10 protein-coding genes are annotated in these 13,913 nt (G+C 45.1%); 2 read left to right on the top strand and 8 right to left on the bottom strand.

The genetic code is table 11. The annotated features are described in order from the left end of the window. Positions 1 to 71: 71 nt before the first annotated feature. Genes B092_RS0103110 through B092_RS0103100 form a run of 3 tightly spaced genes read right to left on the bottom strand, consistent with a single transcriptional unit; the run spans position 72 to position 2,881 of the window. Entirely contained in the window at positions 72 to 1,256 is a 1,185-nt protein-coding gene (locus tag B092_RS0103110; protein WP_018573785.1) for an acetyl-CoA C-acyltransferase, read from the bottom strand. Positions 1,257 to 1,294: 38 nt separating this feature from the next. Then, positions 1,295 to 2,473, bottom strand: coding sequence for an isovaleryl-CoA dehydrogenase (locus tag B092_RS0103105; protein WP_018573784.1), 1,179 nt, complete (start codon positions 2,471 to 2,473; stop codon positions 1,295 to 1,297). Between the two features lie 24 nt (positions 2,474 to 2,497). Then, a complete protein-coding gene (locus tag B092_RS0103100) occupies positions 2,498 to 2,881 on the bottom strand; it encodes a MerR family transcriptional regulator (RefSeq protein ID WP_018573783.1) in 384 nt (127 codons plus the stop codon). Positions 2,882 to 3,069: 188 nt separating this feature from the next. On the opposite strand from B092_RS0103100, the gene B092_RS0103095 reads away from it, so the two are divergent. Continuing rightward, complete coding sequence (locus B092_RS0103095) at positions 3,070 to 4,131, top strand: MBL fold metallo-hydrolase (RefSeq protein ID WP_018573782.1); 1,062 nt, start codon at positions 3,070 to 3,072, stop codon at positions 4,129 to 4,131. Here B092_RS0103095 and B092_RS0103090 read toward each other — a convergent pair. Then, positions 4,108 to 4,737, bottom strand: a complete 630-nt coding sequence (locus B092_RS0103090; protein ID WP_018573781.1) for a LysE family translocator — start codon at positions 4,735 to 4,737, stop codon at positions 4,108 to 4,110. The two genes, B092_RS0103095 and B092_RS0103090, sit on opposite strands and share 24 nt — an antisense overlap. A gap of 133 nt (positions 4,738 to 4,870) precedes the next feature. Here B092_RS0103090 and B092_RS0103085 point away from each other — a divergent pair, with 133 nt between their 5' ends. Then, positions 4,871 to 6,079 carry a trans-sulfuration enzyme family protein gene (locus tag B092_RS0103085; RefSeq protein ID WP_018573780.1) on the top strand — a complete coding sequence of 403 codons (1,209 nt, stop codon included), beginning with the start codon at positions 4,871 to 4,873 and terminating at the stop codon, positions 6,077 to 6,079. A 119-nt stretch (positions 6,080 to 6,198) separates the two neighbouring features. Here the strand turns inward: B092_RS0103085 and B092_RS0103080 are convergent, their stop codons facing one another. The 4 genes from B092_RS0103080 to B092_RS0103060 all read right to left on the bottom strand — a co-directional run bounded on the left by B092_RS0103080 (position 6,199) and on the right by B092_RS0103060 (position 13,873). Then, positions 6,199 to 6,822, bottom strand: a complete 624-nt coding sequence (locus B092_RS0103080) for a thiol:disulfide interchange protein DsbA/DsbL (protein ID WP_018573779.1) — start codon at positions 6,820 to 6,822, stop codon at positions 6,199 to 6,201. Positions 6,823 to 6,930: 108 nt separating this feature from the next. Beyond that, a complete protein-coding gene (locus B092_RS0103075; protein WP_083907447.1) occupies positions 6,931 to 7,890 on the bottom strand; it encodes an SPOR domain-containing protein in 960 nt (319 codons plus the stop codon). Between the two features lie 23 nt (positions 7,891 to 7,913). Further along, positions 7,914 to 9,599: an arginine--tRNA ligase gene (gene argS, locus B092_RS0103065; protein ID WP_018573776.1), complete on the bottom strand. Its 1,686-nt coding sequence runs from the start codon at positions 9,597 to 9,599 to the stop codon at positions 7,914 to 7,916. A 107-nt stretch (positions 9,600 to 9,706) separates the two neighbouring features. Next, positions 9,707 to 13,873 (bottom strand): RHS repeat-associated core domain-containing protein, encoded by a 4,167-nt coding sequence (locus tag B092_RS0103060; protein WP_018573775.1) that lies wholly within the window; start codon positions 13,871 to 13,873, stop codon positions 9,707 to 9,709. Between the last annotated feature and the right edge of the window lie 40 nt (positions 13,874 to 13,913).

The following is a 13,913-nucleotide window of genomic DNA, read 5'->3' as shown; positions in this document are numbered from 1 at the left end:
TAGTAAAGGCTGCCTTGTCTTCATCATGATCGGCAGCCCTTTAATAGTTTGTTATGACCTAGTGCTGATGATTAGTCTACTAGTTCAACTGCTAGGGCAACGGCCTCACCGCCTCCAATACATAGGCTAGCCACACCCTTTTTACCGCCGGTTTTACGTAAAGCAGCGATAAGGGTTACTAAAATACGTGTACCTGAGGCACCAATAGGGTGACCTAAAGCAGTCGCACCCCCATGAATATTTACTTTTGCATGATCTAACTCGAGATCTTTCATTGCACCCATGGTAACGCAAGCAAAGGCTTCGTTAATTTCGTATAAATCCACCTCATCTTTGGTCCAACCAGCTTTTTCCAAACACTTTTTCATCGCGGTCACTGGTGCAGTGGTGAACCACTCTGGCTCATGAGAAAAGTCAGTGTGCGCAACGATACGGGCTAATGGCTTAACACCCAGTTTTTCAGCGGTTGAAGCACGCATCATGACGACGGCTGCGGCACCATCAGAAATTGATGAAGCGTTAGCGGCAGTAATCGTACCGTCTTTCTTAAAGGCAGGGCGTAGACTTGGAATACGGTCAGGTTTGGCATTGCCCGGTTGTTCGTCAGTATCAACAACGACATCGCCACGACGAGAGCTGATGGTGACAGGTGTGATTTCCCACTCAAAGCTACCATCTTCGATCGCTTTATTCGCACGGTTTAAGGATTCAACGGCATAGTTGTCCTGGTCTTCGCGGGTGAAGCCGTATTTTTCAACCATTTGTTCAGCAAAGGCACCCATCGGTGTGCCGCGCTCGTAGGCATCCTCAAGTCCATCTAAGGCCATGTGGTCATACACCGTGGAGTGGCCGTAGCGATAGCCTTCTCGACCTTTGAGTAGGAGATAAGGAGCATTGGACATGCTTTCTTGACCACCAGCAACAATGACATCAGCACTTTCAGCTTTCAAGATATCAGTTGCAAGCATCACGGATTTTAAACCTGAACCACATACTTTATGTACGGTAGTGGCTGAAGTGGATTTGTCCAGACCTGCACCAAGGGTTGCTTGACGCGCAGGCGCTTGGCCTTGACCAGCTTGCAGTACGTTACCCATGATGACTTGATCAACAGCTTTAGGATCAATGCCAGCACGCTCTACAGCCGCTTTAATAGCAGTCGCACCTAATTCATAAGCAGGTACGGCAGAAAGAGTACCCATCATACCGCCAATCGGGGTACGGGCAACAGAAACAATAACAACAGAATCAGACATAAGAAACTCCTCGGAGAGCTAGTGTTAATTAAAAGAAATTAAGCTGTTTCATTAAATAGTTCACGACCAATCAACATGCGACGAATTTCGCTTGTGCCCGCACCGATTTCATACAACTTGGCGTCACGCCATAAACGACCGGCCGGATACTCATTAATATAGCCATTTCCGCCTAAGATTTGAATGCCGTCACCTGCTATTTTTGTGGCTAACTCAGCGACGTATAGGATCAAGGCGGCGCAGTCTTTACGGACATGACGGGCATGACCACTCCCCAAATTATCTAGTTGCTTGCCAACGGCATAGGCATAGGCACGACTGGCTTGGAGGCCGGCATACATATCAGCAATTTTGCCTTGAACCAGCTGAAACTCACCAATGGATTGTCCGAATTGCTTGCGATCGTGGATATAAGGCACAACCATATCCATCACGGCTTGCATAATGCCTAGGGGGCCTCCGGATAGCACTGCACGCTCGTAGTCTAAGCCGCTCATCAGCACCTTAACGCCACCATTTAGCTGACCGAGGATATTTTCTTCGGGAACCTCACAATCTTGGAATACCAATTCGCCCGTGTGTGAACCGCGCATACCTAGTTTGTCCAGCTTTTGAGCAACAGAAAAGCCGGGGAAGTCTTTTTCAATGATAAAGGCGGTAATGCCTTTAGGGCCGGCATTGGGGTCGGTTTTGGCATAGACAACTAAGGTATCGGCGTTCGGACCATTAGTAATCCACATCTTATTGCCGTTTAAAATATAGCGATCGCCTGTTTTATCGGCACGTAACTTCATACTGACCACATCGGAACCGGCACCTGGCTCACTCATTGCAAGCGCACCAATATGTTCTCCAGAGATTAGTTTTGGTAGGTATTTGGCTTTTTGCTCCGCATTGCCGTTGCGAAACAGCTGATTAACACACAGGTTTGAATGCGCGCCATAAGACAGAGCGACTGAGGCAGAGGCGCGTGAAAGCTCTTCCATCGCCACCATATGAGCTAAGTAACCTAAGGAGGTACCGCCATACTCCTCACTGACTGTTAATCCTAAGAGGCCTAGTTCACCGAACTTTTCCCACAAATCCATTGGGAACTGATCGCTGTGGTCAATGTCGTGAGCGCGAGGGGCGATTTCAGCTTGTGCAAAATCACGGACTGCATCACGCAGCATATCTAAATCGTCACCTAAATTAAAATTAATGCCTGGAATATTCATGTTTGTCTCCTGTGGGCGTTTAAATTACTCAATATTTTTTGCTAATAAATCGTGACATACCTGCTCTTGACGACGAATTTCTTCGAGTACTGCCTGAATATCTTTTTGCTGTTGAGCAAGTAGTTCTTTTTGTCTTTTTAAGTGAGCTAAATAAGACTGTAGTTGTTCTGGGTGACTACTGGGACCGTCATACATATCAATCAAACTACGAATTTCTGCTAGTGAAAAGCCCAAACGCTTGCCTCGAAGTGCGAGTTTCAGGCGTGTGCGGTCGCGCTGATTATAAATGCGTTTTTGTCCATCTCTTCTTGGCGCAACAATGCCTTGATCCTCGTAGTAACGAAGTGTTCTGGGTGTTACCTCATACATCTCGGCTAACTCTGAAATGGACCAAAGCTCTTGTGTCATATGTAAACAACTCTCACTGTGATTGAATGACTTAAATGTTTATCTTTACGTTAACGTAAACGTAATTATGAGTTACTATTTCAACTGTGTCAATAATTAACATGTTTTTGTCAGCGTGTTGCTTTAGTATGTGATGGGTAGAACAATCAAAGGTGCTAAAACTGAGACTGCTACAGAGGAGAATCTATATGAATGAAAATGAAAAAAAATTAAACTATCCATTTGGAGATGAGCTACCGAGAGAAGGTAGTACCATCGAAGTGGCTCCCGGGGTGAAGTGGATCCGTTTGCCATTGCCCTTTGCTTTAGACCACGTGAACTGTTGGCTGATTGCTGATGAGTTTGAGGGGGTCAAGGGCTGGACGATGATTGATTGTGGAATTAATAAACCGGTGGTACGTGAGTTTTGGGAGCAGATTTTTGCTAATGAATTAGATGGTTTGCCCATTGTGCGTGTTTTAGTAACACATATGCACCCTGATCATGTGGGTTTAGCCGGTTGGCACTGTGGTCGTTGGAATGCTCCGTTATGGATGAGTATGACCGATTATTTTGTCGCTCGTTCATGGACCGACAGCACGAGTGGTGCCGGTACCGGTGGCGATGGGGCGGTAGAGCACTTTGCCCGTCATGGTTTACTTAATAAGGAGTCACAGGAACAAATTCGTGAACGCGCCGGCTACTATCCAAGTCTCGTGCATCCCTTACCTGCTCATTTTAATCGCCTCATCGATAATCGAGTCATTGCAATTGGCGACCATGATTGGCTTTTAATTAGTGGGTATGGTCATGCGCCTGAGCACATCAGTTTGTATTGCGAGGAGTTAAAGGTGTTAATTTCCGGTGATATGCTGTTGCCCCGCATTTCAACTAATGTCAGTGTGTTTGATTATGAGCCGGACGCCAATCCATTGCCGCTGTATTTAAACTCTGTGATTAAGTTTTTGGAGCTGCCGGATGATACCTTGGTATTGCCTTCACATGGCAGACCATTTAAAGGGATTCAAGAGCGGGTAAGTCAGCAGTTAGCGCATCATGAAGATCGTCTGCAAGAAGTACTCGAGTTATGTCAAGAACCAACCTGCGCTGCTGAGGTAGTGCCTCACATGTTTAAGCGTAAACTCGATTTACACCAATTGACGTTTGCTATGGGAGAGGCGTTGGCGCATCTACAAGCCTTGTATTTTGATGGTAAGTTAAACCGTAGCGAAGATGCACTGGGTGTTTTACGATATCAACAGCTTGAGTAATAAAGAGATTGCCAATAGACATAAAATACACGCGCTCACCCGGTTAAAGATGCGTTGAGCGCGAGCGGATTTTTTTAAATTGGCCCCTAAATGATCAGCAAACACACTAATTGTCCCAAAAACCAGCATGGTCGCGATAATCATCAATATCGCTAGTTGTACGTACTGTAGTGATACATTACCCCGCTCGACATTAATAAATGGCTGAGAAAATGATAAGAAAAATATAATCACTTTGGGATTACTGAGATTCATAATAACCCCACGTCTATAAGCCTGAGCGGGCCTTAGCATATCGCTTGATTGCTGGGTTTGGGTGATTGGGCCGGCATTAAAAAGTAAGTAAGCTAAATATAATAAATAGCAGCCTCCAAAGATATTTATTAACAGATAAAACCAGTGATAACGTGCCACTAACTCTGTCGCACCAAACGCTACGATGCCCGTATGCACCACCAATCCGGAGCATAAGCCCAAGATCAACATAAAGCCAATGCGCCAACCTTGGCGTAATGATTGTGCCATGACATAGAGATTATCCGGTCCCGGCAAAAGAGCCATGAGTGAAGCAGCGAAAAAAAATGATAAAGCAGTGGCAAAGGTCATAAGCGCTAAGGCAGTTGGTTAACATAGTTCAACAGTATAAAATGAATAGTCATTGAGATGACTCGATTGCGAGTCCGTGTACTGCTATCGATCGCCGAGTGTAAAGTCTTTAGAATCTTTGGAGTGAAGTTTTATGAAAAAAACACCTAGTTTAGTTACTCGTCTACAACACTTAGGTACCATGCCGTGTGATGAGGAAAATCCGGTTGCTGCTGTGGCCACTCCCTCAGTGCGTACGAGTACTGTTCGTTTTCATAGTTTACAAGAGTTAGATCACACAGAGTCTTTACGCATGCAGGGTGAACGGGCAATGAGCTATGGGCGCATGGGCTTAGATACACATGCTGATTTAGAAGAGATTTTTGTAGCACTAGAAAATGGCGAACATTGCTTTTTAGCGTCCTCAGGGGTAGGTGCCATCAGCATGACGCTATTGTCTTTGCTAGGTCAAGGTGACCATATGGTGTGTACAGACAATGTCTATGGCCCTGTACGTCAGATGGATAGTACGGTATTACAGCGCATGGGTATTCGCACCACGTATGTGAGCGGTCACGACTATGATGCGATTGAGTCGGCTATTACACCCAAAACAAAGGTGTTGTACGCAGAGTCCCCAGGCTCTTTATTGATGGAAATGCTGGACTTTCCAGCTTTGTCAGCGATTGCTAAAAAGCACGACTTAACGTTTGTGGTCGACAATACTTGGGGTAGTGGTTTAATTTATACGCCCTTAGATTTAGGTGCTGATGTTTCCATTATTGCCGGGACTAAGTATGTTGGTGGTCACTCTGATTTAATGCTGGGTGCTGTCGTGGCTAAGGGTAAGGAGCTTATCGATCGTATCAATAAAAATCAATATGCTTTGGGCTATTCTATTAGTGCCGATGACGCTTGGTTAGCTATTCGTGGGGTGCGCACGATGCCTATTCGCATGAAGCAGCATGCAGAAAGTGCCCTTAAGGTGTGTGAGTATTTGGCAAGTCTAGAAGCCGTCAAAGCGATTTATCATCCCGCCTTTAAAGGTGATAAGCATCATGAGCTATGGCAGCGTGATTGCAAAGGTTCTAATGGTTTAATGTCGATAGAGTTAAAGGGCAGTCGCGAGCAGACTCGCGCCTTTGTTGATGCCTTGGAAATTTTCTTTATTGGTTATTCTTGGGGCGGTTTTGAGAGCTTAGTCCAATGGGTACGTCCGGAAGGCTTAGTCAATCATTCTTATACTTCTGACGAGTTACGTCATGGCGAGACACAGCTTGTCCGCTTACATATCGGTTTAGAAGATATTGATGATTTGATTGCGGATTTACAGCAAGCGTACCATGCTGCTTTTGGTGCCTAATAAGCAGTTGATTCTGCATAGATAGATAAAGATAAACGGCCCTATGTATTTTTGTAGGGCCGTTGTTTTTGAGCGCGAGGGGTGACTCTCTTACTTTGTCGCTTATCGTAATGTCTAGATTATTTCTCGGCTAAGATTTGATCTAACAATACTTGAGCTTGGTTAATAGCCGCTTCATAGGTACCGGTCATGGATGGAGAGGTTAGGTAACGACCACCAACCGCGATTGAGGGAGTGCCTTCAATACGGTAGTTGTCAGTGAGTTGACGGGCATTTCTAGCTTTGGAATTAACACCGAAAGAGCTCATGGCAGCGGTTATTTGCTCTTTGTCGACTCCCTGCTTAGCCGCCCAATCAATTAACGCGTCTTCGGTAAAGAGGCGCTGCTTTTCTTTGTGAATAGCATCAAATAATTTTGAGTGTAAATCTAAGCGGTCTAAGGCTTCTATCGCATAGTAGAATTTTTGCATAGGCTGCATAGAGGCATTGAAAGCGACCGGTACGTGAACTAATTTAACCTCATCACTTAAGGTTTTTTCCCACTCGGTGATCATGGGGTCAATGAGTGCGCAGTGTCCACAAGTGTAGGAGAAAAACTCTAAGACTTCGACTTTATCTGCGGTGCTGGAAGCGTGTGGTTGCTGATAAGTGATATACCCTTGGTCTTGAGCTAAGGCTGTTGGTGCCGCAAAGGTTGCACTTAATAGGGCTGTTGCAAGAAATTTATTACGTAATTTAATCATATTCAGTCCAGTTCTTACTATGCATGCTAGGTTTAGCGCGTATTCGTTATTCATAACAGAACTAATGACCTTTTCTTAGGCAATTGGTTCCATTAGTAGCGTATTTGATTAATGTATAGGGCTTAGCTTTAACTTAGCTGCTTCAACGTTTTTCTGAGCCTTTTCAAGTTCAGTACGTGAGGTGTAAGGACCTATACGGACGCGATACATCGTTTGGTTGTTAACCAGTGCTTTATGTACATTGGCTGTGCCGTGTCCTAATAAAAGAAGTTGAGCGCGCATAGCATCGGCTTCATCTTCTGTCTTATAAAACGTAGTTTGTAAGTAAAAAGGCTTTTCTTTAGTCGGTACAGGATGTAAGGCAATTGCTTTTTCCGGTACGGTATTGAGCGTACTGCTTTGTTTGGTAATGATTTTTTCTTTTGTTACACGCTTTGTGCCGTCAGCGTTGTCGCTAACGGTGGCGGACGGCATGGTATGAATCAGGGCACCTACGTGGTCGGCAGTATCTTTAGGCGTAACGGCATCTTTGGATTGAGAAGGCTTGGCTTGGTTCGGAGCCGGTTTCTGGTTTTGTGCAATGAGGTTGCCGATCGCGTCTTCACTCATGCTGGGTGTTGGTGGCGTTTGTTTTGCCGGCGCTGGCGTAGGCTTGGCACTTGGAGATTTAGTTTGTGTAGTCGCCCCAGTAGAGGCGGTCGCCGGCTGAGACTCGTTTTGCTTAGCCGTGGACTCAGCAATACTCAATGGTGTGTTGACTCGCGTGTCAGATGGGTCAGGAGCAGGGGGTTGGCTCTGGCTAACAGCGGCTGCTAGTTCTTGACGAGGTCTAGGAGGCAAGGGGTTTAGCACATCCGTTTGGTTTGGCGTATGTGCATACTGTGGTGTCGTGCCTTTAGATAAATTAGCATCTTGGCGAATAAAAATCGAATAAAAAAGAATGGCGATGGCTAGGCCCGCAATAATGCCCATGGCCACAAAGGAGCTACTGCTGCGTCCTGATTTTGCCGGTGTACGACGGCGTGACGTCGTCGTTCGTTTAGTTGTGCGTTTGCGGGGTGCTGCCATAAACTTAAATACTTAATTATTAACTACATTCTCTGAGGAGCGCTGACACCTAGTAGGTCTAGGCCATTAGCAATAACCTGACGGGTTGCGTTAGCCAGACTTAAACGAGCCAGTTTTAATTCCTCATCATCAACCATGATGCGCTCAGCATTGTACCAAGAGTGGAAATCTGCAGCGCAGTCAATTAACCAGAATACGAGATGGTGCGGTGATAGTTCGCGCGCCGCCATTTCAATTAAGTTAGGTAACTCAGATAAGCGCTTTAAGAGCGTAAGCTCACTTGGCGCTGTCAGAAGGCTGGTATTTGCTTCGTGTAGGCGAGCGGTCAAGTTTGCGCTGTCCATGAGCAGTTTACAAATACGAGCATGGGCGTACTGTACGTAAAAGACGGGATTTTCTTCGCTCTTAGAGAGAGCTAAGTCGACATCAAAGGTAAATTCGGTGTCAGCACGTCGTTGAATTAAGAAGAAGCGCACCGCATCCTGACCAACCCAGTCAATTAAATCACGCATGGTGACGTAGCTGCCGGCACGTTTGGAAATTTTAACTTCCTCTCCATCACGCATCACGCGAACCATTTTGTGCAAAATATAATCAGGGTAGTCTTTCGGGATACCTAGTTCCAACCCCTGCAAGCCGGCACGAACACGCGCAACCGTACCATGGTGGTCACTGCCTTGGATGTTAATCGCCTGCTTATAACCACGCTCCCACTTGCTGCGGTGGTAGGCTACATCCGGTAGGAAATAGGTGTAAGAACCGTCAGACTTACGCATCACACGGTCTTTGTCGTCGCCGGTATTGAGTTCCGTCGTTTTTAACCAAAGCGCACCGTCTTTTTCATAAACGTGACCGTTGTCGGTTAAAGTCTGAACGGTTTCCTCAACTTTACCATCCGTGTAGAGTGAACTTTCTAGGTAATACTCGTCAAAGATCAGGTTAAAGGCTTGCAAATCAAGATCTTGCTCGCGACGTAAGTAAGCGACTGCAAAGCGACGAATATCACTTAGGTTATCGCTGTCACCGCTAGCGGTTATTTCCTGGCCATCAGCTAAAATGGTTTTTTGGGCCATAAAATCATTGGCAATGTCAAGAATGTAATCGCCGCGATACCCATCTTCAGGGTAGTTAGCGTCATCAGGATCAATACCCTGTGCGCGTGCTTGAACGCTGAGAGCAAGGGCATTGATTTGGTTGCCGGCATCGTTGTAGTAGAATTCGCGATGAACCTCAGCGCCGTTAGCCGCAAATAAACGACAAATACAATCACCTAACGCTGCTTGACGAGCGTGACCGACGTGTAAAGGGCCGGTAGGGTTGGCTGAAACGAATTCAACCATGACCTTTTGATCGGCTTGGCCTTTGGAGTGACCGTACTGCTCTTTTTCAGCTGCGATTTTTTCAATCACAGCCCAAAGCGTTTCCGGCTTGAGTCGGAAGTTAATAAACCCGGGACCGGCAATTTCAGCGGTCGCGAGAATATTCTGTGCTTCCGGATTGTCGATAAGAGCATCACAAATTTCTTGTGCTAGTTCTCGTGGGTTGCGCTTTGCCGGTTTGGCTAATTGCATAGCAATGTTAGTTGCGATATCGCCATGGCTTGCTTGTTTTGGGCGCTCAAGTTTAATCTGTGCCTGATTATCAGGCACAATCTTATTAATAGTTTCTTGGATTAATCGCGTTAGTTTTTCTTGAAGCTCAGGGAGCATAACTTTCTCTACTTATATCACCATCTTAATCAAATGGTGACTTAAACAATCAATAATGGTTAAAAATATCTTATAAAATCAATGTGTAATGATAGCATGAAGGGCTGCTATTGCTGTTGTTGCGATATTGTCTTGAGGGAAGATTCCCACTCTATTGATCCTTTTAAAAAGTTAATATACTTACTCGCGTCGACGATGCCGTAAGGGTAGCCTGCTCCATTAGTGTCATAGAGTGACTCCGTGGCCAGTGATAATGGGAAGTACACGTGCTCAGCGTGCTCCTTGCGTATCGCTCCTCCCAGTCTTTTTGAGAAAGATTGTAAGCCGAGTAGCTTACCGCTTGAAGAATAAACTCTTCTGTCGGCAAGTGACCAGCGACGGCTTGCTAAATCTTGATCAAATAGGCTGTTGAGATGCAAAAGCGGGTTTTTAACGGTGTCGAGTTGCCATTGAGTGAGGGATTCTAACGGCTTGAGTTTAACGTCGGCATCCAGTGCCATATAGTGAATCCAAGCTAAGGGGATGTTGCCTAAGTCTCCATAGGTACCGGGATAGGGGTTAGTTTGGGCGTTTAAATCTTTGGAGAAGATAGTTCCACCAATATCCGAGTGATTACCTAAAAAGCCCTGCTCATACACATTGCTTAAATCATCACTTGCAAAGCTGGTCAAAGGCATCATCCAATAGCGATGCTCATTTAATGCGACCGCATGGGCAACAGTTGACCAGGCAGGGGACACAGTGTAGTTATAGTCATCGTTGTCAGCTCCTAACGTGCCCAGTTGATGGACTGTATCAAATAGCCCGACAAAGCGTAAATTGACGCACGCTCGAATGTGTTGTTGTCCGGGCGGCAGCCACTTAGCCGTGTATTGAAAATAGCCATGTTTGGTATATTGGTCAATTTTATTAGCAAAGATACTGGCGAGGGCAGCCCCTCTGGAAAAACCGGACAAATCAATATTGATTGTGTTGTCTATGAGAGGCCCTGCGGATGTGAGGCGAATCATCTCATCGATTAATTGCATCCACTGCATATTAAGCATATAGGGTGCCATGCCGGCTGAGATTTTATCTTGTGTGACGTGGGGGATAAACTCCGGTACCTTCCACTCTAGGAGTGAAGAGGCGTAGATGCGCTGGGCTCTGATATCATCGGGTACGGTTTGTGTCTCAGTGAGTTCTTTTCGATAGCTATCGAAGAAGTTGATTACCTTGTTTTGCGCTTCTTTGGTGCCTATTCCTTCTAAGTAATTTAGAGGTCCTTCATCATAAAGTTGCCCTAGTTTATAGGCATTACTTTGTGAGCTGGGGGTATTGGTTGTGCCATCAAAGACAAACATGAGCAGACCGAGCGGATCGATGTACTGACGAGGGTTTTGCTTAGCATAGCCAAAGACATCATTGCCGGATATTGGGCCTAAGGGATCGGGCTCAAGATAGTGACCCACTTCAGGGTCGTAGTTTCGATAAAGGTTTTGATGTAAACCGCTCTCTTCGTCATAGTATTGACCGGGTAGGCGTAGATTAAACTCGATTTTTTCGATGATTGGACGGCTTTGTCCAAAAGCGTCATTGTCTGCTAACCAGACCGTTTGTTGAGCATCATCTGTGATTAAAAAAGGTTGCCCGCTACCATCACTATGTATGTAGTAGAGTTGACCATCAATGTCCTTAGAGTAGTCAATTAGGGCGACAGGAAGTACACCATCATAGATGTAGCGTTTTGAAATGAATGATCTCTCAAGAGAGTAGTCACCATAGTTGGGGTTAATTTCATTGGTAGGTATGAAGGCTTCAGCAACTAATTGCTGGTTTAAATAATAGTATTGGGTTTCGCCCTTGGCGGTGACTTTTCTAATACGTTGATTAAGAGCATCGTAGAGATAGCTGGCGATTGTGTCGTTGCCTTTTTTTATCTCTGTCAGTAAATTTCTTTCATCATAGACTAGCTCTAAATTGTCCATTTTGTGTATGAAGCCGGCCTTATCTCTTTCTATATTTTTAATGATTAAGTCTGTTTGCGTTTCAGTATGATCTTCTTTGTCTGTTTTGCTTGTATGCTGACGAGCAAAGGATGCGCCACCAAGTTGCCACGCATATAAATCGGTGGTTGTGCTTTTTTTATTGTGTAGATCGGTATCTACGCGTATGAGTTGGCCGTGGAGATTAAATTGATATTGTCTAAACTTATTGATGTCTAAGTTAGATGATAGTTGGTGCTCTGCTGCTAGGTGCCCGTCAGCATGATAATAGCGAATTTCCTGCCAATAGGGAGTGTCCGTCTTGTCTTTTAATAGTTCCAGTCGTGTGCTGTGTTTAATGAAACCGGTGTTTTTACGAGCACGTGCTAGTATGTGATTGCCGTATTGACGCTCGTGGTTATTTAGGCGTTCATAAACTAACTGCCATTGATGTTCTTCTGTCGTATTAGCAACTTGCCAAAAAATGCTTTTTAACCGCTGATTGTCGTCATATTGATAATAGAGACTACCCCATTCGGGAAGCTGATGCTCTACCAGCTTATTGGCATAGTTTGGTGTGAAATATTCATTTAACCGTGATTCTTTGTGGTTAGCCCACCAACGAGTTGTTCTTAAATTAACACTTTGGCTATGAAGCTTAATGCTGAGACGTTTTCTATTGTCTTCACCGCTTAAATTGAATACCAAAGGTTTAGTTTTTGTTAATAAACCGCTCGGAGCGCTTGCATCGTGACTTCCATTTTCATAACTGTACCTAACTAAGCGTGAGCCACTATCATAGTCCCGGCTATACATCCTCGTCTTATTCGCAAAGCTTTTATACTTTGGAAATAAAGTATCTGTATCTAGCTCATAAAGCGTTTTGCCTGTATGCAGACTGCTCCAACCGTGAGGTGTACCGTCTTTATCGTAATAAATACGTAAACCGGGCCAGCCTCGATGGTTTATTCCTATGCTTTCAATGCTGTTATCGCTCGTGCTACGTCTGATGTTGAGACCGTTGATTGCAGTGATTTGGCCCTTTTCGTTATAGCTGATTTCAGTGCCTGTCGCAGGGCATGCAAAGCAAGGAGCGCCTTCGGCCTTAGTGAGAAGATACTGACTACCTAGCATGGTTGTGTGAAAACGGCTGAGACTTTTTTCGGTGCCAATCCTTTGAGTTAACTCAGTGATACCCTTGTCGCCATTGAATTGAGGCGTTTTCACATAGTTGAATTGCATTGAAAGAGGTTGATTTAACTGTTCATGACGATGAAGAATAGTTTCAGTTGCTCGTCCCCATGTGTCATAACGCCATTCAATATCACGAAAAGCTTGCTTGCTATCCGACGTGTAATGTTTGGCACGTGCTAGTAAATAGGGCGATAGCTCCTCATCAGTAGATGTATCAACGGCGCCATAAGTAATTTTTGCACCATCAATATGATGGGCGCTAAGAAGACGGGTTTCCTCAAAGTCTCTAGGGATGTCATGCCTAAACTCTACACTTCCCTCGGGCGTATCAATTTGACTTAGGCGAGCACGATTTCCCAAAATCGCGTAGTGAAAGTCAATGCTCTGTTGATTTTGGTTTTGTACCTTTAGAATAGCCTCGTAAGTAGGACCCGGTTTAATCTCCCTTTCGATAAAAATGGCCTCACTAAACGGCATTTGGCTAATGACTAGGTGGCCATAGCGATTAAATACATCAATGGCACCGGAAGGGTATTGCCAGAGCCAGAGGTCGCCTTGTAACGTGTGTAAATAGTTTTTTGAGAAAAAATCATTAACGGATTTTCTAGCAGTGGCTGCTTTGGACCAATCTAAGCGCTCCATTGCCCCGTATAATTTGACCCTTTTAAGGGAGCCATATTCATTAAAACGTGACTGTGCCACGTCACCTTGTAGCGGATCAAACATAATGCGGGTACTGTCATCAAGCAGAATTTGAGCTCGATGCCCACGCCAATACAGCTTGCGACTATAGGAATGGCGCCAACCCTGACCAATTAATGAGGGGGTTAATTGGGTTGAGTTGTAATACCGGAGGAATTCGAGGCCGGAATAGTCATCACCACCCCAATAATCCAACTCTTCTTGGTATTTATTGCCGTTAGTCAAATTAATCGGGTTGGCAGCAGAACGATCCTGGCCTGGATTATTAGCGGTACCAAAGCATGGGTTACCGGTAGAGGGGGTGGAGCATTCTGCACCGGCAGTGGAGGCTGTTTGTGCAGAAGCGGGAGTAGGAACAAGTAATGCACTAAATAAGGTTAATACAATAAAAGCCGACGAAATACCTAGATTCATAAAACCATTCTCAACACACTAAAGAAACTATTTATTGTCA

Source organism: Oligella ureolytica DSM 18253 (assembly GCF_000373745.1).
In the GTDB taxonomy this organism is placed as follows: domain Bacteria; phylum Pseudomonadota; class Gammaproteobacteria; order Burkholderiales; family Burkholderiaceae_B; genus Oligella; species Oligella ureolytica.
Note: the sequence above shows the minus strand (reverse complement) of the source record. Positions and strands in the feature narration are given on the sequence as shown.